At 31.7% G+C, this 23,818-nt stretch carries 24 protein-coding genes; 19 read left to right on the top strand and 5 right to left on the bottom strand.

The window, feature by feature from the left end; translation table 11 throughout:
• Positions 1–49: 49 nt before the first annotated feature.
• The 11 genes from ACN0WY_RS03390 to ACN0WY_RS03340 all read left to right on the top strand — a co-directional run bounded on the left by ACN0WY_RS03390 (position 50) and on the right by ACN0WY_RS03340 (position 10,638).
• On the top strand, positions 50–391 hold the full coding sequence (locus tag ACN0WY_RS03390; RefSeq protein ID WP_417799559.1) for a hypothetical protein: 342 nt from the start codon (positions 50–52) through the stop codon (positions 389–391).
• 5 nt (positions 392–396) lie between these two features.
• On the top strand, positions 397–975 hold the full coding sequence (locus ACN0WY_RS03385) for an NAD(P)H-dependent oxidoreductase (RefSeq protein ID WP_417799558.1): 579 nt from the start codon (positions 397–399) through the stop codon (positions 973–975).
• Positions 976–1,046: 71 nt separating this feature from the next.
• Positions 1,047–2,135, top strand: coding sequence for a serine hydrolase domain-containing protein (locus ACN0WY_RS03380; RefSeq protein ID WP_417799557.1), 1,089 nt, complete (start codon positions 1,047–1,049; stop codon positions 2,133–2,135).
• A 292-nt stretch (positions 2,136–2,427) separates the two neighbouring features.
• On the top strand, positions 2,428–3,147 hold the full coding sequence (locus ACN0WY_RS03375) for a suppressor of fused domain protein (protein ID WP_417799556.1): 720 nt from the start codon (positions 2,428–2,430) through the stop codon (positions 3,145–3,147).
• 112 nt (positions 3,148–3,259) lie between these two features.
• Positions 3,260–3,469: a hypothetical protein gene (locus ACN0WY_RS03370; RefSeq protein ID WP_417799555.1), complete on the top strand. Its 210-nt coding sequence runs from the start codon at positions 3,260–3,262 to the stop codon at positions 3,467–3,469.
• A 131-nt stretch (positions 3,470–3,600) separates the two neighbouring features.
• Positions 3,601–4,101: a hypothetical protein gene (locus ACN0WY_RS03365; RefSeq protein ID WP_417799554.1), complete on the top strand. Its 501-nt coding sequence runs from the start codon at positions 3,601–3,603 to the stop codon at positions 4,099–4,101.
• A gap of 89 nt (positions 4,102–4,190) precedes the next feature.
• Positions 4,191–4,601: a hypothetical protein gene (locus ACN0WY_RS03360; protein WP_417799553.1), complete on the top strand. Its 411-nt coding sequence runs from the start codon at positions 4,191–4,193 to the stop codon at positions 4,599–4,601.
• Positions 4,602–4,700: 99 nt separating this feature from the next.
• On the top strand, positions 4,701–5,252 hold the full coding sequence (locus ACN0WY_RS03355) for an HD domain-containing protein (protein ID WP_417799552.1): 552 nt from the start codon (positions 4,701–4,703) through the stop codon (positions 5,250–5,252).
• A 390-nt stretch (positions 5,253–5,642) separates the two neighbouring features.
• Positions 5,643–7,781, top strand: coding sequence for an amino acid permease (locus tag ACN0WY_RS03350; RefSeq protein WP_417799551.1), 2,139 nt, complete (start codon positions 5,643–5,645; stop codon positions 7,779–7,781).
• A gap of 105 nt (positions 7,782–7,886) precedes the next feature.
• A complete protein-coding gene (locus ACN0WY_RS03345) occupies positions 7,887–8,651 on the top strand; it encodes a hypothetical protein (protein ID WP_330488267.1) in 765 nt (254 codons plus the stop codon).
• Positions 8,652–8,796: 145 nt separating this feature from the next.
• Positions 8,797–10,638, top strand: coding sequence for a cystathionine beta-synthase (locus ACN0WY_RS03340; protein WP_417799550.1), 1,842 nt, complete (start codon positions 8,797–8,799; stop codon positions 10,636–10,638).
• A gap of 133 nt (positions 10,639–10,771) precedes the next feature.
• Here the strand turns inward: ACN0WY_RS03340 and rlmF are convergent, their stop codons facing one another.
• Genes rlmF through ACN0WY_RS03325 form a run of 3 tightly spaced genes read right to left on the bottom strand, consistent with a single transcriptional unit; the run spans position 10,772 to position 13,889 of the window.
• Positions 10,772–11,629 (bottom strand): 23S rRNA (adenine(1618)-N(6))-methyltransferase RlmF, encoded by an 858-nt coding sequence (rlmF, locus tag ACN0WY_RS03335; RefSeq protein ID WP_417799549.1) that lies wholly within the window; start codon positions 11,627–11,629, stop codon positions 10,772–10,774.
• Entirely contained in the window at positions 11,629–13,224 is a 1,596-nt protein-coding gene (bshC, locus tag ACN0WY_RS03330) for a bacillithiol biosynthesis cysteine-adding enzyme BshC (protein WP_417799548.1), read from the bottom strand. Before bshC ends, rlmF begins: the two co-directional genes overlap by 1 nt.
• Positions 13,224–13,889 (bottom strand): class I SAM-dependent methyltransferase, encoded by a 666-nt coding sequence (locus tag ACN0WY_RS03325; RefSeq protein ID WP_417799547.1) that lies wholly within the window; start codon positions 13,887–13,889, stop codon positions 13,224–13,226. Before ACN0WY_RS03325 ends, bshC begins: the two co-directional genes overlap by 1 nt.
• Before the next feature lie 121 nt (positions 13,890–14,010).
• Here ACN0WY_RS03325 and ACN0WY_RS03320 point away from each other — a divergent pair, with 121 nt between their 5' ends.
• Genes ACN0WY_RS03320 through ACN0WY_RS03300 form a run of 5 tightly spaced genes read left to right on the top strand, consistent with a single transcriptional unit; the run spans position 14,011 to position 19,180 of the window.
• Positions 14,011–15,945, top strand: a complete 1,935-nt coding sequence (locus ACN0WY_RS03320) for a BatA domain-containing protein (protein WP_417799546.1) — start codon at positions 14,011–14,013, stop codon at positions 15,943–15,945.
• On the top strand, positions 15,942–17,201 hold the full coding sequence (locus ACN0WY_RS03315; RefSeq protein WP_417799545.1) for a dihydroorotase: 1,260 nt from the start codon (positions 15,942–15,944) through the stop codon (positions 17,199–17,201). Before ACN0WY_RS03320 ends, ACN0WY_RS03315 begins: the two co-directional genes overlap by 4 nt.
• A gap of 4 nt (positions 17,202–17,205) precedes the next feature.
• Positions 17,206–17,532 (top strand): hypothetical protein, encoded by a 327-nt coding sequence (locus ACN0WY_RS03310; protein WP_099213844.1) that lies wholly within the window; start codon positions 17,206–17,208, stop codon positions 17,530–17,532.
• Between the two features lie 3 nt (positions 17,533–17,535).
• Complete coding sequence (locus tag ACN0WY_RS03305) at positions 17,536–18,174, top strand: alpha/beta hydrolase (RefSeq protein WP_330488275.1); 639 nt, start codon at positions 17,536–17,538, stop codon at positions 18,172–18,174.
• Positions 18,175–18,229: 55 nt separating this feature from the next.
• Entirely contained in the window at positions 18,230–19,180 is a 951-nt protein-coding gene (locus ACN0WY_RS03300; RefSeq protein ID WP_330488276.1) for a sterol desaturase family protein, read from the top strand.
• 39 nt (positions 19,181–19,219) lie between these two features.
• Here the strand turns inward: ACN0WY_RS03300 and bcp are convergent, their stop codons facing one another.
• Positions 19,220–19,672, bottom strand: coding sequence for a thioredoxin-dependent thiol peroxidase (bcp, locus tag ACN0WY_RS03295; protein WP_330488277.1), 453 nt, complete (start codon positions 19,670–19,672; stop codon positions 19,220–19,222).
• 110 nt (positions 19,673–19,782) lie between these two features.
• Here bcp and ACN0WY_RS03290 point away from each other — a divergent pair, with 110 nt between their 5' ends.
• The gene (locus ACN0WY_RS03290; protein WP_330488278.1) at positions 19,783–20,439 is read left to right on the top strand and encodes an endonuclease III; all 657 of its coding nucleotides are present in this window, start codon (positions 19,783–19,785) and stop codon (positions 20,437–20,439) included.
• Positions 20,440–20,679: 240 nt separating this feature from the next.
• Here the strand turns inward: ACN0WY_RS03290 and ACN0WY_RS03285 are convergent, their stop codons facing one another.
• Positions 20,680–21,261, bottom strand: coding sequence for an RNA polymerase sigma factor (locus tag ACN0WY_RS03285; protein WP_330488279.1), 582 nt, complete (start codon positions 21,259–21,261; stop codon positions 20,680–20,682).
• A gap of 320 nt (positions 21,262–21,581) precedes the next feature.
• Between ACN0WY_RS03285 and ACN0WY_RS03280 the strand changes: the two genes are divergently transcribed.
• Both ACN0WY_RS03280 and ACN0WY_RS03275 read left to right on the top strand, forming a co-directional pair.
• Entirely contained in the window at positions 21,582–22,076 is a 495-nt protein-coding gene (locus ACN0WY_RS03280; RefSeq protein ID WP_330488280.1) for a hypothetical protein, read from the top strand.
• Positions 22,077–22,099: 23 nt separating this feature from the next.
• Positions 22,100–23,815 (top strand): ATP-binding protein, encoded by a 1,716-nt coding sequence (locus ACN0WY_RS03275; protein WP_417799544.1) that lies wholly within the window; start codon positions 22,100–22,102, stop codon positions 23,813–23,815.
• The last annotated feature ends 3 nt before the right edge of the window (positions 23,816–23,818 follow it).

Here is a 23,818-nt window from a genome sequence, read left to right as displayed (position 1 = left end):
AATGATAAGCCTTCCATTTACAGCAATTTTGCTAACAAATACAATAACAATGGAAGATAACAACAAACAACAACTAAAGTCAATCTGGGGAAAATGGTGGGAACCTATTAGAAAATGGTTTTACCCCGCTTGGTTAATCTACGAAACTTCAATTCGGTTTTATGAGTATGCCTTATCGGTTTATATCTACTTTAAGAATCCGCAAAACAATATCGCTTCCTATATAGGAGAAGCTAGCACCCAAATTTTAGGCATATTTTGTAGCCTTAGCACTTTTATAATCTGCACAGCCTTTTTAACAATACCTACTTGTTTTATACTGTATAAGTTTTTTAAAACAAAAAACTTAACAGGTTCTCAATTTGAAGCAACATTAAAACCTATTTTTTAAGATAAATGAAGAAGATAGTCATTATAAACGGACATCCAGATAAGGAAAGTTTTAATTATGCCCTTTCTGAAGCTTATAAAACAGGCGCTAAGAAATCGACTGCTGAAATACAGGAAATAAACATCCGGGAATTAAACTTTAACCCCAACCTTCAATTTGGCTATCGAAAACGAACAGAACTTGAACCTGACTTATTAGAGGCACAAGAAAAACTAAAATGGGCTGACCACTTAGTATTGGTATATCCTATTTGGTGGGGCTCAGTACCTGCAATTATGAAAGGTTTTTTAGATCGGGTTTTACTCCCTGGTTTTGCTTTTAAAAAAAGAGAAAACTCTTTATGGTGGGATAAATGTTTTACAGGAAAATCAGCCAGAATAATTTGCACCTTAGATCAACCTGCTTGGTACTATAAATGGTTTTATAAAAGCCCGAGTCATAATGCCATAAAAAAACTAACATTAAACTATATAGGGGTAAAAAAAGTGCGAATTACTACTATTGGTCCTATAAGACTCTCAAAAGAAAAGTTTAGAAGTAAATGGTTGAAAAAAGTAGCAGCCCTTGGAACAATGAACAAATAAAAAGTAATCATTATTTTTTTACAAACTGTAACAATTTCAAATCTCATCTGTCATTGAAAAAAATAAAACTAATGAAACTAATTTTACAACTATTACTAATTACTTGTTTGATAGGTAAATCTTATGCTCAAAAAAATGATAAAAGTGTTTATCGTAAAACTGATGCTTATTTAGAAAACACCATAGATAGCCTAAATATTATTGGGTTAAACTATGTAATCCTTATTGATAATAAAGTAGTACACAAAAAATCATTTGGTTTAGCACATGCGCAGCTTAAAGTACCTATGACTATAGATAAGTCTTTTCCTGTTGCTTCAATATCCAAATTATTCAGTTCGGTTGCACTTCATAAATTAGTAAGCATTCATAAACGAGAGGTAAATGAAACTTTAGAAGATTTTCTTCCAAACAGAAACGATTTACCAGAATCTTGGAAAAAATTAACTCTCAAACAATTACTATCTCATACTTCTGGTGTTCCAGACCAAATAGATTATCAAATCTATTTAGCTCCTGATAGTGAAAAAAGTGTTATTGATGCTCTTAGAGATAAACCCTTTAGTTCTGAGCCAGGAACGGAGTCAAAATATAATGCAACAGGTTTTTTACTAGTTCGTGCTATAATTGAAAAATTGGCTAATCAGGATTTTGAATCCTATATGCAAACTGAATATTTCGATAAGTTCAATTTAAGCTCAGCTACGTACGGTGGATTTAAAAAAGTTATTCCTAATAGGGTGACTTGCTACCAAAAAAGAAATGGAAGTTTAGAAATGTTTCCTCTAAATTATTCTTCTCCTATGTATGCTGGTGCTGGTTTAAATATCTCAATAGATGATTTAGTTAAATGGTTTCAAGCCATTCAGAAAGAAAAAATAATCACAAAAAAACAACTCGAAAGAGTTTGGACTCCTGTAAAGTTAAAAAATGGAAAAGATGGCTATTTTGGATTAGGTTGGGAGTCTTACAGACTTCAAGATGGTTATAGAATGGTTGGACATGGAGGAGCTGGTATATCCTCTTTCAGACATTACTGGAACGAAAAAACCAATCAAAATGTCACAGTAATTTTGTTGACTAATGGTGCTTTAAACTGGACTATTAGACCCAATCAAATTAACTCACAAATTGCAACTATCATACTTGAAGATGAGTAAAACACTTTGTGTAATACTATACATACTCTTGCTTCTTAAAACCAAAATTATACATGTAACATACTAACAAACATTTTTCTACACAATACGATATGTAATCTTTTTATTGTTTGGTATCACTTTCCTTAGGCTTCGTGTGTTGACCCGATAAAAAAGTCACATTTTTTTATCTTACTTTTTTTTATATTTGGAGGAAAAATTGCTAAAACTTTTCCTTACTCTACCATTATAGGAATGTAATAGTGATTTTATTATGTATATATAACTAGTAAAAGCTTTAATAATCAAAAAAATGGAAAAGTCAGAATCAGGATCACCAATTTATAAGTATAATGAAGAAGATAAAAGAAACTTTGAAATAGCTTCTGGTGAGCCTTCAATTGAAGAAATTTCTAATCATATTGAGAAACATGTAGGTAAAATCGACCTAGTTTTTCACGAAATAATCTCTGATCAAGTTCACATTGATATTCACTGGGTAAAACCAACTGAAGAAAAACCTTTTCATACCTTTGTTACGTCGGGAATGAGTGATAAACCCATGCAAACACCAGAGGGTATTGAAGACTGCGACTTTTGTGAACTAAGTATTTGTTTACCTAAAGAATGGAAAGTTTCTGAAGAAGATTTTAACGATGAAAATAATTATTGGCCTATACGTTCGTTAAAATTTCTAGCCAGATTTCCGCATGAATACAATACTTGGTTAAGCTATGGACACACCATACCTAATGGACATCCAGCAGAGCCTTTTGCTGAAAACACAAAGCTGAACACGATGGCCTTATTACCTTCAGTAATTTTTGGAGAAGAATTCCATACTTTAAAACTTAAAAATAAATCAATAGATTTTTACACTTTAGTTCCTCTATATACCGAAGAAGTAGAGCTTAAACTAAAAAAAGGTGTGGAAGCCTTATTTGATGGATTTGATAAGTTTGGTGTTAATGATGTCTTGGACTTAAATAGACCAAATACAGTAAAAAAGAAAAAGTTTTTTGGGTTGTTTTAAACTAAGTAATATAAAACATTACTTACACATTTCTTTATTTAGACAACTTGTCCCTAAAATTAAAGTTTAACATGACTAACTTATAACCATATCTTTAACTATAATTAGTAAGATGGAGCAAATAATTGACAAATACCTAAAAGAACTTACCGATGTTCAATTAAATAAACTGCCAACCAAAATAGTTACAGAAATGGCCGACCCAAATCAAAATGAAAACGAAGAGTGGAGAATTTGGAATCCAGTTAAAAGCCAAGTAACTGACATTGAAATTGAAGAGTTTGAATCAAGACTTGGGTATAAGCTTCCAAGTCATATATAAAATTTCTAAGGTATAAACACTTTTATAAGCTTTAAATTAGTGGTTTTTTAGCTTGGTGTGTACTTGCATAGTTAAGTGCTGATCCACAAAACTACTCATAACCTAGACTATTAACCATAAGCTGACCAAAAATGACATTAGAAATATTACCAGACAAAGGGTTTAAACTAAACTCTGAAATTTTTAATTGGAGTGACGAAAGAAAATCGGTTAGACAAAAACTGAAAACCCATTATAAAGAAGATGATAGAGTCATTGAGGTGTCCCAATTCTTTGATGGTGACACAAGTCACAACATTGACCAAAAAAGAGATATTTATGAGGATATTAATGGTGTGAAAAATTATTTCTTTTTGAGTTTCGACAAGGATAATAAACTTTATGATTTGGAAGTTCATTGGGGAATCAAAATTTTGATTGACAATATAGAAATGGAGTTTGGAAAAGATATTGACATTTATTTAAACCATCTGAAATTAAAAGGTTATGACTTTAAAGAAATTGAGCAAGGAAATTATTTATTTGAAAAACTAAAAATAACAATTGCAAACTCTGAATCGACAGGAGGAGATGGAAACGGACTTTCATATTTCTATTTTGGACAGAATATTGAACATTTAATTGAAAATTAAAAACCAGTGATTAACAATATATAATCGCAATTACAACAGGTTCGAATCTACTCAATATAACTAACAAAACAGCAACTCAATCAAGACAAATGAAAATAGACACCGATACACTCCCTAAATGCTCATTAGAAGAGAAGAAATTTTCTTGGGGAGAGCCATATTTAGTTGTAACCCCAATATTTGACATGGTAATACCACAAGAATTATCTGATCTTGAATTTTCTGTTGAAGTATTTATAAAAAATAACTTCCGAAATCAACTATTAGAGTTTTACAATGTTTTGATTAATTATGAAGAAAACAATCGGATTGAAAATTTCGAAGACACCATACCCAAACAGCTTCGTAAAGAAGTGTTAGCAAAAATCAAAAGCTTTCTTGACTCAGAAAAGAAATTAACCCCTTGGGAGAAATACGATGAATATGGAAAAGAACTAGATTTTTTGTATAAGTTTGAAGAAGAGTTTAACCGAAAAATATTATTTATCAATCCGAAATAGAGCCACTTACTGTAATTATTATAAGTAATTCACTAACTCTCGCCTACTTTTTATCCTTTTGAACAATAATATACTATGCTAAAAAAAACTCTTCTCTAAATGGAAACACCCCAAATGACACAAGAACTCTATCAAAAAGCAATAAAATTTGCTGGAGAAAAGCATAAAGATCAAAAAGTCCCTGGAACAAATTCTAACTATTTGCTACATATTGCTAATGTTGCTATGGAAATAATCTTAGCATATAATGCAAATAACAATTTCGATTTGAATTATGCTGTTCAATTAGCGCTACTTCACGATACACTAGAAGATACTGATACTGACTTTTCGGAGTTATTGAACATATTTGGAGAAAAAGTTGCTAATGGAGTGCAAGCATTGACTAAAAATAAAAACATAAGCTCTAAAAAGGAGAAAATGACAGACAGCTTGAACCGAATAAACAAACTTGAAAAAGAAGTTGGAATGGTAAAATTAGCAGACAGAATTACAAACCTTCAAGAACCACCAAAACATTGGAAAAAAGATAAAATTCAACACTATTTATCTGAAGCTATCGTAATTAATGAAACACTAAATAACAAGAATGAATACTTAAATAAAAGATTAGAGAGTAAAATTGCTGAATACAAAAAGTATGTTGAATAAACACATTTCACACTACCAACCCTTAGTATAAGTAGTCAATTTCCCCTTACTCAGAAAAATGGCTCCCATATTATTAAACTACATTTCTTAACTAACATTTTTCTACACGGTAGCCAATAAACCATAAAAAACAACTCCCACCACCGTGGGAGAGTCATTCCCCTTAGACAAGGAGTATCACCCTTATTAGGCTTGGAGTCTCGCCCCGACAACAACAACACTTTTTTTCACCCTATAAAACAATCAGCAAAAGCTAACCTTTTTGGCAAAAACACTCTTAAAGAGCACATTACAAACATTATCTTAACCAAATAGCACCTAAAAAGTGTATTTTTTTTCATATCTTCTCATGGTCTAACTACCTACTAATAAGCCTTAAACACAAAAGCCATGAGGAACAAACTAAAAAAAGACTTAGGATTATTTGATGTTTTTGCCATAAGTACTGGAGCCATGTTTAGCTCTGGTTTCTTTTTACTACCAGGAATCGCTTCACATTACACAGGGCCTTCTGTCTTTTTAGCCTACTTACTTGCCGGTGTATTAATACTACCCACCATGTTTAGTATTGCTGAAATATCAACAGCCTTACCACGATCAGGTGGAGCTTACTTTTTTTTAGACAGAAGCTTAGGTCCACTCATGGGAACCATTGGCGGACTGGGTACGTATTTCGCTTTAATGCTTAAAACAGCCTTTGCTATTATTGGTATTGGTGCGTATGCCGCTATATTTTGGGAAGTTCCTACCAAGGTAGTAGCTATTGTAGCCACTCTTTTTTTTATGGCATTAAACTTAATAGGCGCTAAAAAAACCTCCGCCTTTCAAAAGGTATTTGTCATATTCCTATTAGTCATTTTGGTTGGTTTTATTGCAGATGGTCTTTTTTCTATATTCACCTCAGATACTATCACCGATGAATCTATTAACAAACAATTTACCCCCTTCTTTTCAAACGGATTTGGAGGTATGTTTACTACCATAGGTTTTGTTTTCGTTTCCTATTTAGGACTCACTCAAATAGTAAGTGTTGCAGAAGAAATTAAAAACCCTGAAAGAAACATTCCTTTAGGAATGATACTTTCTTTAGTCGTTACAGGATTAATTTATGGTTTGGGTGTTTTTATTATGGTTACACTTATTGAGCCTACCGCCTTTGCTAACGAATTGGCACCAGCTGCTACAGCCGCCGAACAACTTTTTAAATGGTTACCCGATAATGTGGGAGTACTGTTAATGTCGGTAGCAGCACTGGCTGCTTTTGCCTCTACAGGGAATGCAGGACTATTATCTGCCTCGCGATATCCGTTTGCTATGGGACGCGATAAACTATTTCCTGCTATTCTGGCTAGAATTGGTAAAAAAGGAAGTCCTGTAGTCGCTATATTTTTAACCACAGCGTTAATTATAGTATTCATTCTAGTACTATCAGAAGAAGGTATTGTAAAGCTTGCCAGTACCTTCCAATTATTGATTTTCATCTTTATTAACTTCTCTGTTATTGTATTTAGAAAAAGTAAAATAGAATCATACGATCCTGGGTATTTGTCTCCATTATATCCGTTTATGCAAGTTATCGGAATTGTTATTTCATTCATCCTTATTATTTATTTAGGATGGATGCCCATACTTTTTACCTCAGGCATTATTGTTATTGGCTTACTTTGGTATCATTTTTATTCCAAAGGAAAGGTTAAACGTGAAGGAGCAATCTTTCATTGGTTTGCGCTTTTAGGAAGACACCAATACGATGAGTTGGAAAACGAATTAATGACCATTTTAAAAGAAAAAGGACTTCGTGAAGGCGATCCTTTTGATGAAACCGTAATTACATCGAAAATAAAAATAATTAAGGATACCACTAACTTTGATGAAATATTAAATAAGGTATCTGATTACTTTTGCCAAGAGTTAGACCTCAACAAAGAAGGAGTACTCCACAAGTTTTTTCAGTCGATACCCGATGAATCTGTCATCACTTTACCAGGTATTTTGGTTTTTCATGCCAAGTTTAAAAGCGTTTCGCATCCATCCATGAAGATTGTAATTTCGAAAACTCCTATTGAAGGAACACTTCCCTCTGAAGATTATGAGTTTAAAAAGCCCATACAAATCTGTGCTTTTCTAATTAATTCTGATGAAAACCCAAAACAGCAATTACGTATGCTATCGAGACTTCTTGATATTTTAGAACGAGAGCACATCGTAAAAACCTTGCTTAAAATGAACAGCCATAGAGAAATTAAGGAGTTTTTATTACAAAACGAGCGATTTGTAAGCATCAAACTACTCGAAGGAACTCCGCAAGACACCATGATTGGAAAACAGCTAAAAGATATTCAGTTACCAAAAGATGTTTTAGTGGCTTTGGTTGAAAGAAACGACAAAACGTTTACCCCTAATGGTTCTACGGTTTTACTAACAGATGATGTACTCACCATACTAGGAGAAACCAAGTCTATTGCGAAACTGTATAAGGAATACATGAGTTATGAAATAGATAAACTGGATACGGAGGAGACTACTTAAATTTTAGTTTGATTTCTAAGGTTTAAAACGATAATTTCGCTATCAGGCGATATCTATTTATTAAAACGACAGGTACCTTAAACCTTCGGGGATAATTAAAACCACATGAACAAATTCATATTATTTTTTTCGATCTTCTTGGTCGGTTGTTGCAACAAGCCTAAATTACTTCAAAACGGACTTACCAGAAGCGCTTATAAAATAACCGAGTATGCAATTAATGTAGCTAACAAAGACTCAAACAATAAGAATCTTGACACTATTGTCATCACCAATAAAAGATTTAACAAGAGTAATAAAATATTAGCTCAAACACGACACACTCCATCTGATGGGCAAAAAATGGAGACCAATTATATCTACAATCGTTTAGGAAAATTGGAAAAAGAGATTGTTACAATGTCTATTGACAGTTTACCTCTTGAAGTTAATTACATATACAATAACAACCTTTTAGACCAAACAATAAGCCGTTTAGATAATAGAAATGAAAAATTCGAGCAAATTGAGAAATACTATTATAGAAGCAACAATACAAAAGAAAAAACTACAACCTCACTTCTTCTAATTAGTTTAAACACATCGGACACTATTATAAACTCTATTTCAACAAGTTATTTTAACAAAAAAGAATTAATTAAAAGTATTGAAACAAAAGTGTATAATAACCAAAAACTAAACAGTAAAACTGTGTACGAATATGATTGTGAAACTTTAACCGGTTCAAAACATTTTAATCAAAACGATTCGTTAATTTCAACAAGTAAATATGAATATAAATTTGACAGATTTAATAATTGGGTTGAAAAAAAGATTTTCGAAAATAACACAGTAAAGAGTATTGTTAAAAGGGAAATTGAGTACAATTGACAATACGAAATACTCTATAACATTCGTATTATTTTTAAAACTACACAATGTTACACCAATCGACAGTTAAATAAAACTCTCCTCTTCTGACTTTCCAAAAAAATCTAATTAACGTATCTTGCAGTCTTATTAAAAGACACCTATAATGCAAGACAAAAACGTACATACTTATATAAAAAATGTTGTAGAAAATATGCCAGCAGATTGGTTAAACTTAACCACGCACCGTCTGGATATTTATGTAGAAAAGCTAGCGAAAACCCAGTTTTTAGAACAGTTTGAAGATTTGTTTAACAACAACAATGCTACTGCTTCATCTTTAAACGAGTTGCCAACTGCATACGATTATATTCGTTTAGGGCATCCGTTATCGTCTGTATTAGAGTGGACGATTGCCAAACTATACAACACTAAAGCAGCAAATGTAATTAGTTTTTCGTCACAAACAGTTCCTGTTTTGGCTGTGTTAAGAGCGAATTTGTTTGCAAATAAAAACACGCAAATAGTGTACACCAATGAAATCCCTAGCTTTTTTGATGCAGAGGTAATTAAGAGCGTATACGGATATCAGTTTGAGCTAAAAAAAGTAGATAGTATTGAGGCTATTCCTGAGTTTGATGGTAGCACCGTATTGATTGTTGAGCAAGAAACTATTGGCAACTTTACCATTGTACCAAACGTTGATTTTTACATCAACACACATCCAGAATTAGGAAGCTTATTATTGGTCAACGGTGCACAAAACGATGCTTACATTTCAGACATTCAACATGTAAGAAGGAGAGAAACCATTGCCATGACTCCATCTAATTCGTTAAAAGCATTAAAAAGCCTTATCGATGAACCGTATGAGGTTACAGTAACTGACGTAGTACAAAACAAAGCAAAGGTTGAAAAACTCATCAATGAAATTACCAACACCAGTACAAAAGCGTTAGTAGCATCAAGTGGACTTTCAATACAATACGCCATTTTAATGGGATTGATTGATGATGCTCTTGAAAACCATCAAGGAAAAGCGATTAAAATTGTAGTGCCTCCAAACTGTTATGGTGGTACAAACGACCAAGCGAGACGTGTTGCTGCTTGTTTAAACAATGTAGACATTGTTGATTTACCTGTTGATGGAGACAACGACATGGTAGAAAGTATCGATACCGTGTTAACCAACATTGCAGCACAAGATGCGGTTCCGTATATCATTGCAGAAATTCCGACCAATCCAAGAGTAGAAGTACCTAATCTTACCGATTTAAGAGATGTTTTGAGTAAAAAACGTACGACTCCTACTGGTGAAACAGCGGTTGATCCTGTTTTTATTTTAGACCAAACTTTTTGTCCGAATGTCCACTTTTTAGGAGATACAGACATGTTAGCCAATATTAGAACTATTTCGTTTGCTAGTGGATCAAAATTCCCTAGTGGTGGAAAATGTACTGCTGGATACTGTGTTGGAAATAAAACAACCAACGCGTTAATCAAAAAAATAGAAAAGCACTTACATATTTGCGATAACGAGGCTACACCGCTTCAATATGAAATATTAGCTACACAAATGCCTTCAATGACACAACGTATTAGTGATGCTTATAAGAATACGCGTGAGTTTGTAAACTTTATTCATGAAGTGTTACCTGATGCTAAAATCAATTTTGTTTCAGAAGAACTAGCAGCACAAGGATTTACGCCATCGGTATTTTCGTTAGACCTTCCTACCAAAGGAAATACTGCGGAAGAAAAAGAAGCCTATAAAAGAGCCTTAAACTTAAAGCTTATCAATTTAATGATTACTGAAATTCCAAATGAAAGTAAGTATTGTGTAAGCTACGGACAGTTAAAAGGTTGTTACTGGACCATTCCTGCAACCTCAACACAAGGAACTACCAAAGAAGGGGATAAAGATTATATTGCTCGTGTAGCACTTTCTCCTAATATGGATTTAGCGCTTCATAAAAAAGTATTCTTAGACTTTGTAAAAAGTATTTAAGAATAATAAAACGTCATAGCGAAGAAGCTCATTGAGCGAAGTCGAAATGAACGACGTGGCTATCTTACTCCTCGCTATGACTTTTTTAAAAAAATTTCGCCTCAACTAAAAACTAACGACTACCAGCTACCGACTACAAAAACCTCCAGCACACTATACGTGTTACTTTGTTTCCTTGGTGCATAGGAATTACTTTAAACTCTTTAACTCCTAATTTCTTACCTGAGTTCTGTAAGCTTTCTACGTTTTCTTTTTTAGAAACCAAACTCGTAAACCATTTACTTACTTTCGGATGTTTAGAACTCTCATATAAATAGGTGTGCAAAAAAGCTTTCTCTCCGCCTATATACCATAACTCATTAGAGTTTCCTGCAAAATTACGTACTGCATTATTCCCTAAGTTTCTCGATTTTCTTCGGTTGGCTCCTCTCGCCTCTTCTGCCGATTTATAAAATGGCGGATTGCACATCGTTACCGTAAATGCATCACCTGCTTCTATAATTCCTTCTAAGATATGCTCTTCTTTAAACTGTTGTCTTAATTCAACCTTATCCGTAAAATCATTGTCATCTATAATGTCCTGAGCATAATCTAACGAATCTAAATCGATATCGGTTGCTACAAAATTCCAATCGTATACTGCAATTCCCAACAAAGGATAAATACAACTTGCCCCTGTACCAATATCTAACACCGTTACGTTTTCCTCACCCGCAACTAAATCAGCTAAATGGTGAATATAATCTACTCTTCCAGGTATGGGTGGACATAAGTTTTCATCAGAAAAATTCCAATGTTTAATATTATAATGAGCTGCTAATAAAGCCTTATTAAACTCTTTTACGGCTATTGGATCAGAAAAATCAATAGTCTCTTTCTCAAACTTTTCAATGATAAATTCAGAAAGTTTCGGATACTTTTCTACTAATAGTGTAAAATCGTATCCTTGGTTGTGTATGTTTTTAGGATGTAATCCTTTTTTTGTGCTCATTAAAGTGTAATAAGGGTAAACTCTAGTTGTAACGGATGTAAGTTTTCTTTTAGAATTGTAATGAAGTCTGCTCCATACTCTAAATAAAATTCTGAAAAATTACGTTGACGCTCTTCTAAACTTTGATTAGGTAATAATTCGTTTTGCAAAGCTACGATTCTTTCAACCATTTCTTTTTGACGTCGTTTTTCTGCTCGTAACCATCTTTTTTCAAGGTTTTCTAATCCTTTCACCTGCTTTCTTTCTTGAGCATTTACAGCTCCTACAAAAGAAACATCGGTTTGTTGAGCTAGCTCACGTAAATCATCAAATTGTTGTTGTAAAAACTGTTTTTGCTTGGTAAAATCTACCTTAGTATCGCCGTTAGCTAACACTTTTCTTGCGAGTAAGTCCTCTTGTTTTAAAAATAGTTCTTCTTCTGAAACGTTTAGTTTTTCTAACTTACCTAACTGCTTTTCTGAAAGTATTTGAGCTGAGTTTCTCAATAATAAAATAGGAAACGGAACATTTACTTTATCAAAATATGCCTTTAACTCTAACCAGTAGGCTAACTCTCCTCCTCCACCTATATAACATAAGTTCGGTAAAATTACCTCTTGGTATAGTGGACGCATAATTACGTTTGGCGAAAAACATTCTGGTTCGCTATGTAAATGGTCTAAGATTTCATCCTTTGTCCAAGAAATATCTGTATTGTTTACTTTGTATATTCCATTTTCAAGAACAATACGTTCGCGAATCCTATCGGTGATATAAAATAAGTTTATCTCACGCGGATTTACTTGTATTTTATATGATTGTTCTAGTGCTGTAATTGTTTTCGATACTTCTTTATAAGAGGTTTCGTGTAACAAATCGTATTCTACATACGGTGTTAGTGCTCTTTTTAATTCTCTTTCGTCAGCATCTAAAATTACCAAACCGTACTTTCCAAAAAGTTTGTCGGCTATATATCTTGTTGCACCTGCTAATGTTTTGTGCTGTAAATATCCTTTTTCAAAGAGTTCTTTTATTTGAATGGCATTTTTTGAACTTCCCAAATGTTCTGCAAACACTTCAAAAACATCTTGTAACCCCTCGGTTGTAAAACGCCCTACTGGTCCTGTTTGATCAGAATTCCACTGTACTTTTTTTCCTTTAAAATTAAAATAATTGATTTCCTCAAAATCATGGTCTTCAGTTGCCATCCAATATACAGGTACAAAATTCTCATTAGGAAATTGCATTGACAAATGCTCGCACATGTTTATAGTTGATATAATCTTATATAAAAAGTATAACGGTCCCGTAAACAAATTCAACTGATGTCCTGTTGTTATGGTAAACGTATTCTCTTTTAGTAAGCTTTCTATATTATTTTGCGTGTCGAACGACAAATCAATGTCTTTGTATTGTTTTCTCAATACTTCAACCAATCTTTTCCTTTGAGTGCTTGAAATAGGAGTTGCTTTCTTTTCTGCTAGTTGCTTTTCAAAGTTTCGTAAACTCGGATAACGGTTATAAAAAGGTTGCATCTTTTCATCAGCCTTTAAATAATCTTCCATTGTTTTAGAAAAGAATCCTGTGTTTTTATAAGGGATATTGGTTACGTTCATTACTTATTGGCTCTTTGAAATAAGGTATAAACATACGGACGTTCTCCTCCGTACGGATTTACAAATGTGTGATTAAAACTATTGACTAAAACAAAATCGTTTCCTAATTTTTCTTGTAGCATTTCCGCATTGTAACGTTGTAATTGCAGTCCACAACATTTTTCTGCTCCGTCTAAAGCAAAAACAGCAATAATTACGAATCCGTTTACTTTTACAAGCTTCTTTAGCAGGTTAAAATAGGTGTTTTGTTCTTCTTCTTTTAAAAAGAAATGTAGTACCGCCCTATCATTCCATACATCAACTTCATCAAGCTCATGTAACTTGGTTGGAGTTACTAAATCATCAGCGATAAAATTAACTTTTGAGGCATCTTTTCCTAATCGATTTTGTATATCGATTAAAGCTTTTTCAGATAAATCATTTGCTATTAAACCTGAATATCCATCAGCTACTAATGCATCAATTAACATAGATGAACCAACACCAACATTTAAGATTGTAGCGTCTTTAGATACGTTGGATTCTTTTAGTAATTGAATAGTTTCTTTCGAACTTTCTTCGAACCAGCCTAGTTTTTCAGTTGGATTTTTTACATAGGCTGCATTCCAGTGCTTTTTGTAATTAATTTCTTCCGGAATGTTACACTCACTCTCTTTTGTAGTCATAGTCCAAAAATAGGAAAATTTAATCCTTTGTCGAAAACTTACCACACTTCTAACAGATTTTTAACTACATTCTTTTTTAAACCATCTATTTAGGTATTTTTACAGTTAGTAAATTACAATTATGCAGTTTAAACATCCTGAGATTTTATATTTCTTAGCTTTTTTACTCATTCCTATTTTGGTACACCTGTTCCAACTACAGCGATTTGTAAAAGTTCCGTTTACCAATGTAGCTTTTTTACAAAAGTTGGTATTGCAAACACGTAAAAGTTCTCGTATAAAAAAATGGCTGATTTTAGCCACTCGTTTACTGCTGCTCGCTGCTCTTATTTTTGCATTTGCTCAACCATATTTTAGCAACCACAAAGCAAATGAAGAACAACATTTCTTTATGTATCTTGATAACTCTTTAAGTACTAACGCTATTGGAGAAAAAGGTAATTTACTGCAAATTGCTACCCAAGAAATTATTGAAAACACAACAGAAAACACTAAGTATTCTTTACTTACAAACGATCATTTTTACACAAATAAAACAGCTTCTGAACTAAAAGAAGAGTTGTTAAAAACAACCAATACGGCAAAAAACAGAAACCTTGCTGATGTTTTTCTAAAAATGACTAGTGAGCATAAGTCTGTTACTTCTCCTACCAAAAACATTGTAATCTCTGATTTTCAAAACATTAAAAAAGAGGAAATTGACAACGCTCCTAAAAATACTTCTTTTGTAAAATTGGTTCCTGAACAAAAAAACAACATTTCTATTGATAGTGTTTTTGTAGATGACAATGGAGGATCTAATTTCAACGTACATATTGTTGTTAAAAATCAAGGAAATGCTAAAAATGACATTCCTATTGCTATATACAATAATGACAAATTGTTGAATAAACAAACCTTTAGTATTGAAGGAAATAAGACTACAGAGGTTACTTTTTCTGTTGTAAAAGCACCTGTGTTTTTAGGTAAAGTAGCTATGAATTTTAACGACACCTACGGGTTTGATAATTCGTTTTATTTTACCATTAATGCTAACGAAAAAATTAATGTATTAGCTATTGGAAAATCGAATGACTTCTTACAACGAATTTATACCAAAGATGAGTTTAACTTTACTTCTTCTACGCTGCAAAATGCCAACTATAATTTGATAGACAAGCAACATCTTATTGTATTAAATGAGTTGGAAAGTATTCCAGCAACCCTTTTGAATAGTTTAGAAAGCTACACTAAAAAAGGTGGAAATCTTGTTATAATTCCAAATAAAGAATCAGTACTTTCTTCTTATAACAACTTTTTCAGGAAGCTAAATACAGGAAAGTTACTTTCTAAAAAAAATGATAGCTTAAAGGTTACTTCAATTAATTATAATCATCCTCTTTTAAAAAATGTTTTCGAAAAGAAAGTTGCTAACTTTCAATATCCGTTTGTAAAAACCTCTTTTAATACTGAGTTTAAAAATGCTAGTAACATTGTTTCTTTTGAAAACAAACAAGGGTTTATCAAACAGATTAATCTACCAAATGCTTCCATGTATTGGGTAGCGGCTCCTCTACTAAAAGACAATAGTAATTTTACGAACTCACCTTTAATTGTACCTGTTTTTTATAACATCGGAAAACAGAGTTTACAACTTTCTGAATTGTATTATACCATAGACAAACAAAATACTATTGATATTGATACCCAACTAGGTAAAGATGAAGTTTTAAGTATTGTTACTAATAAAGGTTCTTTTATTCCTTTGCAACAAACTTTTCAAAACAAAACACGTATTACCACTAAAGATCAACCTTTAGTTGCTGGTTTTTATCAAATACAACAACAAAATAATGTGCTTAGAAATATTGCTTTTAATTACAATAAAGATGAAAGTGTCTTAGACTTTTTAGTATTTTCTGAAGCTAATGGTATGACCATATCTACTTCAGTTAAAAACACCTTGGAAAATATTAATGATGAAAACAAAATTCAATGGCTTTGGAAATGGTTTTTGGGCTTAGCTATTGTATCTTTGCTTTTAGAAATTTTGATTTTAAAATTCTTTAAACCATGACAACGCTGCTTAAATCGGCAACAATAATAGATGCTTCTAGTCCTTACCATCAACAAACTAAAGATATTTTAATTACCGACGGTATTATTACCAAAATTGACAACAACATTGCTAGTGAAGAAAACTATACTGTTGTAACGCTTGAGAATCTTCATGTATCTCCGGGTTGGTTTGATACGAGTGTTTCTTTTGGAGAACCTGGTTATGAAGAGCGAGAAACCTTGCAACATGGTGTACAAGTAGCGGCTAAAAGTGGATTTACACATGTAGCTATCAATCCAAACACACACCCTATAGTTGATAATAAATCGGCTATTGAGTTTTTAATTAATAAAGTAAAGGGAGCGGCAACTAGCATTCATCCTATTGGAGCTTTAACACAGCAAAGTAAGGGGGTTGAAATGTCTGAAATGTACGACATGCAACAATCGGGTGCTATTGCTTTTGGCGATTATAACAACCCTGTTAGCAATGATAATTTGTTAAAGATAGCATTGTTATATGCTCAAAATTTTGACGGATTGGTACTAAGCTTTCCTAAAAACAATTTAATTGCAGGTGAAGGTGTTGCTAACGAAGGAAAAAACAGTACGCTTTTAGGCTTAAAAGGAATTCCTGCGCTTGCAGAAGAAATTCAAATTTCTCGCGATTTATTTCTGCTAGAATATACAGGAGGGAAATTACACATTCCTACTATCTCAACGGCAAAGTCTGTTCAACTTATTAAAGAAGCAAAAGAAAAAGGCTTAGATGTAACCTGTAGTGTTGCGGTACATAATTTAGTGCTGACAGATGATGAATTACACGGCTTTGAAGCTAATAAAAAAGTAAACCCTCCCCTACGTACGGAAGAAGATAAAAAAGCCTTAATACAAGGTGTAAAAGAAGGAGTTATAGACATGATTACTTCAGATCATAATCCAATTGACATTGAACATAAAAAAGTAGAGTTTTCTACTGCAAAAGACGGAACTATTGGTTTAGAAAGTGCTTTTGGAGCCTTGAATACTGTATTAGATTTAGAAACTATTACTAACTGTTTATCTAACAATCCTAGAAAACGTTTTAATATCGAATCGACCTCCATAAAAGAAGATGAAAAAGCTAGTTTGTCTATTTTTAATCCTGATGGAGCGTATACTTTCTCTAAGGAAAATATTGTTTCTACCTCGAAAAACAGTATCTTTCTAGGGAAAAAGCTAGAAGGAAAAGTATACGGTATTTACAATAATAGTCAACTAATTTTAAACTCATAGAATTATGGAAAATCTAACAGTAAACGAAGGAAAAACCGAAGCAATCATTAGTCATTTTACAGTTATAGGACTTATTATTGCCTTTGTTTTAAACATGAACAAAAAGAATGCTTTTGCTAGTTTTTACATTAGGCAAATGCTTGGTTTAAATGTTCTTCAGCTTTTAAACGGCTGGGTTGTTTATAAATATTTAGGTAGTAATGCTGGTTGGATTGTTGGTGTACTACTATTTGTGCTTTGGTTAATTAGCCTTTTAGCTGTTTTAAAGGGAGAAAAAAAGCTTGTACCAGTTGTTGGTGAGCAATTTCAAAACCTATTTAAAGGAATTTAACACATGAGTTTACAATATATTGTAAGAGAACCTAAAACCTCGAATGCTAACCCTCCATTATTAATTTTATTACACGGATATGGTAGCAACGAACAAGATTTATTTTCATTTGCAGAAGAATTACCAGACGATTTATTAATTGTAAGTGCTAGAGCTCCTCATGATATGGGCTATGGTGGTTATGCTTGGTATGCTATAAATTTTGATTCAGTTAACGGTAAGTTTTCTGATTTAACACAAGCAGCAGAATCGGTTGATAAAATTGCTTCTTTTATAGATGAAATCAAAGAAAAGTACAATACCAATCCTGATAAAACATTTTTATTAGGATTTAGTCAAGGAGCTATTTTAAGTTATGCGTTAAGTTTTAAATACCCGAACAAGGCAAAACACGTAGTAGCCTTAAGTGGTTATATTAACGAAGAATTATTGCCTGCTGAAATAGACAACTCTATTACAACAGATTATTATATCTCTCACGGAACCGTAGATCAAGTTCTTCCTATAGATTGGGCACGTAAAGCCCCTATTTTATTGAAAGGCTTTGAGTTGAATTATGATTATTCTGAATATCCTGTTGGACACGGTGTTGCTCCTCAAAACTTTTATAGCTTTAAAAGCTGGATAGAGGAAAGACTCTAAACTTTAACAATTAAATTAGAGTAAAATTAAATATTTTTGCAACTAAAAAAATAGCATGAGCAACATATTTAATCAAGACATACTTTACTACTGGAGTGCTCCTTTTTTCATTTCAGTAATTTTACTCGAAATGTTCTTTAGCTATCGAGCTAAAGCTAAAAACTATGAGTTTAAAGATACTGCCACTAACGTATACTTTGCCTTAATTAACTTTGGCTTAGATTTACTAATGAAGGTTACTTCATTTGCTATTATGGGCTTTTGTTATCAATACAGAATTATTGATTGGGAAGGTAATATGTCGTGGGCGTATTGGTTATTAGCCTTTATTGGTCAAGATTTTTTGTATTATATTCACCATTATGTAGATCATCATTCAAGATTTTTCTGGGCTGTACACGTAACACATCACAACTCTGAATTTTATAATATTTCTACTGGTTTTAGATCTCCAGTTTTACAACCTTTATTTAGGTATATGTTCTTTTTACCCTTAGCTTTTCTAGGTGTTATGCCGTTGCATATTATGTTTGCATACGCCATGAACCAGAACTACGGAACCTTATGCCATACCAATTTTATTAAAAGTAAATTAGGATGGTGGGGATATATTTTTGTTACTCCTTCACACCATAGAGTTCACCATGCTTCGAATACTAAATATTTAGATAAAAATATGGGAATGGTGTTGATTATTTGGGATCGTATTTTTGGAACTTTTCAAGCTGAAGAAGATGAAATGCAATATGAAAAGTTACGTTATGGTTTAACCAAACCTTTAGAAGACAAAGGCCCTATTAATATTATTTTCCATGAGTGGAAAGAAATTTTTAAAGACTTTTTTACACGAAAAAAGAATTTGCCATTAACAACACGATTAAAATATGTGTTTATGCCCCCGGGATGGAGTCATGATGGTAGCTCTAAAACGAGTAAGGAATTACAGGAAGAACTTAAAACAGCCTCTTTAAAAGAGCTGAAATTACAAAAAATAAAAGTCGAGTAAACACTCGACTTTTTTCTTTTATTAGCTATTCTAATACTATTACTTTAATATCTGATTTGCGTGTTCTTTCGTTTTTACTTTCGTAATTACATCTTCTATCACTCCATTCTCATCAATTACAAAAGTAGTACGGTGAATTCCGTCATACTCTCTACCCATAAACTTTTTAGGTCCCCAAACACCAAAAGCATTGATTACATCTTTACTTTCATCTGCTAATAAAGGAAAAGGTAATTCATTTTTATTAATAAAGTTTTGCTGGCGTTTTGCAGAATCGGCACTCACCCCTAAAACGTCGTAGCCTTTTGCTAAAAATGTTTTATAATTATCACGTAAATCACAAGCTTCAGCTGTACAACCAGGTGTGCTAGCTTTTGGGTAAAAGAACAATACTAGTTTTTTTCCTGCATAATCAGAAAGCTTTACTACATTTCCTTTTTCGTCTACCGATTCAAAACTTGGTGCCTTATCTCCTATTGTTAGTGTTGTCATATTATTATGTTTCATAAGTTATTAGGTCAAAGTTACAAAGTTGATTTTGATTATCCATAAAACATACAAAGCTTCTTTGTACCTTTGATTTTTTCAAATTTTATAAAGCAATGACGAAAGCAGAAAAAGTTCAGTTTGTTATAGATACTTTAGAAGAATTGTATCCTGAAACTCCCATCCCTTTAGACCACAAAGATCCTTATACTTTGTTGATTGCTGTATTGATGTCTGCACAAAGCACTGATGCCCGAGTAAATACCATTACACCTTTATTATTTGAAAAAGCTGACAATCCGTACGATATGGTAAAACTTACCGTAGAGGAAATAAGAGAAATTATCAAACCCGTAGGCTTGTCTCCTATGAAATCGAAAGGAATTTATGGTTTATCAAAAATCTTAATTGAAAAACACAATGGTGAAGTTCCTGTTGATATGGACGCCTTAGAAGAGCTTCCTGCTGTTGGACATAAAACGGCTAGTGTGGTGATGTCTCAAGCTTTTAATATCCCTGCATTTCCAGTAGACACCCATATTCATAGATTGCTATATCGTTGGAATTTATCTAACGGAAAAAATGTGGCTCAAACTGAAAAAGATGCAAAACGTTTATTTCCTAAAGAATTATGGAACAAACTGCACTTACAGATTATTTATTACGGACGTGAGTACTCTCCTGCTCGAGGTTGGAAGTTAGAAAATGATATTATTACTAAAACTGTTGGAAGAAAATCGGTAATAGACGATTATAATAAAAAGAAAGCATAAAAAAAGCCCCAACCTTGTTGAAGCTTTTTCCACTCTTAATTCAAATTCAATTCAATGAGATAGTTTGATTTTGTTTTAACTACTGTTAGCGATTTAGAAAAATTAATCAAATATTGAATTGTTTCTTGTTTAGGTTGCATTTTAAAGTCAGGAGACTTCTTAGAGTAAATTTGCATCATATATAATCCCTTATTATTACTTATAATCAATGATTTAACGATGCATTTTTTCAAATATTGTTTAACTGACCAAAATAATTTTATTTTTTTCAATTATTTTTCTCAAATTAATTAAAGCATAACGCATTCTACCTAAAGCTGTATTTATACTCACGCCTGTATTTTCAGATATTTCATTAAAACTCATATCATTATAAATACGCATTTTTAAAACTTCTTTTTGTTCTTCAGGTAATTCTTCAACTAACTCTTTAACATCGTTTAAAATTTGTTCTTTTATTATTTTTCCTTCTGCATTCAAGGTTCCATCACTTAACACAGAGAAAATATCAAACTCATCTGTATTATTAAATGTAGGCATACGATTGTTCTTTCTAAAAAAGTCAATAATTAAATTATGAGCAATACGCATAACCCATGGTAAAAATTTACCTTCTTCATTATAATTTCCTTTTTTCAGCGTTCGTATAACCTTTATAAAGGTGTCTTGAAAAATATCTTCTGTGGTATCTCTATTTTGTACTTTACTATAAATAAAGCTATAAAGTCTTTGCTGGTGGCGTTTAATCAATAATTCTATGGCGTACTCGTTACCATTAATGTAGTTTTTTACTAAAACACTGTCATCTACTATGTTTTGCATAATAATTACTTTTTTAAAAGAGCAACTTATTAGTTCTCTTTTGGTTAGGGGATATTAAGTTATAAAAGTAATTATCTTGCTATAGGCTATTATTTACTGATTAATAATGAGTTACAAATATTAAATTTTTTAAACACAAATACAAATATTATCTTAAAATTTTAATTAAAAATTTATCATTACTCACAAATTACACTTCAATAGTATAAAAAAAATTCAACAAGATTTCTACTATTTTAACCTACAAATTGTTTAAACTTTATTTATATTTATATTTTTTGACACTTTATTAAAGTTTAATTTTTTTCACCCCCGAAACTATGAACCATAATTTAAACTCACCTGAATTAATTATTTATCCTCCAGGAGAAGTAATTTTGGAAATAAAAGAAGAAAATATAGTTCCAGCTGGTAACATTATTTTTGAAAATAATTTTAATCAACCTTTACCATCTGTAGTTGAGGCCACGTTTAACGCTACAAAAACAAGTATTTCTATTAAAGTTTTGTTCTTTATTGACTCAAAAGCAAAATTGACCTGTATAAATGTTAATCAACTTTTTTCTATAAGCAATTTTGGGCATCCCAAACTACAACTATTTTTATCTTGCAATGAAGAACAAGCTAGAATTTTAAGTGACAAAGCTACTCCAAATAAATACAAAGCTTACACAGTAGAGTTTTCTACAAACAACACTGAAAATTTTCCTGAGCGCATTAGTTTAAGTGATATTAAAATTATTCAAACCTTTATTTGGAATATAGACCCAAAAACTTCAAGAGGAACAGAAACTACTGTCCAAACAACAGATTAACGTCGCTTATAAAAATTTTATAAATGAAATATCGTAAAGCTCTAACCTTTACTGTGTTGCTCTTTTTATGTACTCTATTTTCTCAAGAAAATAACAAAGTTCCTTTTTCTCTCTTTTTTAAAGAAATTAATAAACTAAAATTAAAAGAAGTCAACTTTACTAAAACCTCTCATTTCTTTTTAAAAAAAGAATGGGATTCTGTTCTTGTTTTTTCTTCTAAAGCTTTATTATTTAACAAACAACAAAATATCAATAACTATATCCATTATATGCGTGGATATAGTTTTATGAAGAAAAAATTGTATACAGAAAGTTTAAAAGAATATGAAAAAGTAAACACTAACTTCCCTTTTTACCATAAAATAATACGGAACTTAGGTGGTATTTCCTTAGAACAACGTAATTATAAAAAAGCTATCCTATATTTTGAGCAATTAAATAACATTACTGATGCTGTTAGTGCGTATGAAAAAAGTTCTGTTATTCATGATACTGGCATAGCTTACTTTCACCTTGAAAATTATAAAAAAGCAACAACTAATTTATTAAAAGCAATTCAACTTCAAGAAAAGAAACAAGATACACTTCTACTAATAGGTTCATATATGGATATTGCCAATGTATACTACGCACAATACAAAGACAATATAGCCATACCATATTTTGAAAAAGCTTATGAATTATCAAATAAAGTTTCTGATTTTGAGATAAAAAGGAAAGCTGCTTTAAATATGTCTGTAGTTGAAGAAAACCGAAAGAACTTTGCCAAGTCTTTAGCATACAGAAAAGAATTCGAAAAGTGGAAAGATTCACTTACCAATCAACAAAAAATATGGTCGGTTGCTCAGTTTGAAAAAAAGCTAGCTATTAGTCAAAAGCAAAAAGAAATTGACTTATTGGCTTCTCAAAATAAATTAAAAGAGAGTCAGAGAAACAACTTATTAATTTCATCTTTTCTTCTACTTTTTCTACTAATTATCAGCGTTTACTTTTATATCCAAAAAAACAAAAACCATCAAATAATTACACGTCAAAAAGAAGAATTAAATCTTTTAAATAAGACAAAAGACAAATTGTTTTCTATTGTGAGTCATGACTTACGCTCTTCTGTAGATTTAATAAAAAGAACCAATATCAATCTTTTAAAAAAAATCGATCCTTTAAAAGATTCTCTTTTAAGCAATATTGTTCTTTCTAATATCACTACCGCTAATACTACTTACAACCTTCTTGAAAACTTGCTAAACTGGGCTACATTACAAACAAAGCAATTGTATTTTCATCAAGAATCTGTCGACTTACATTCTATTATAAAACAAGTAGAATATAATTTCATTCCTCTTTTTAAAAGTAAAAATATCTCATTTCAAAATCAAATTCCTACAGCTACTTTTATTTTTGCTGACATTGATTCTCTAAAAATAATCATTAGAAATTTATTAGACAATGCTGTTAAATTTTCTCATAATAACGGAATAATATCAGTACACTCAAAAGACGTGGATGATCTTATTCAATTTACTCTTAAAGATAATGGTATTGGAATGAATAAAACAATAGTAAATAACCTCCTCAAAGAAACTTCTTTACTAAACAAAAAAAAGAATCAACAAGAAATTGGCACTGGGTTAGGTATACAATTATGCAAAACATTAGCTCAAAAAAATAACGCTACATTCACTATTAAAAGTACTGAAGGTAAAGGAACTCAAGTATTGTTACGTTTTAAAAAACCATAATAA

The sequence above is a fragment of the Tenacibaculum sp. genome, assembly GCF_048269885.1.
GTDB lineage: Bacteria > Bacteroidota > Bacteroidia > Flavobacteriales > Flavobacteriaceae > Polaribacter.
The sequence above is the reverse complement of the archived record's forward strand: the minus strand, read 5'-3'. Positions and strand labels throughout refer to the sequence as shown.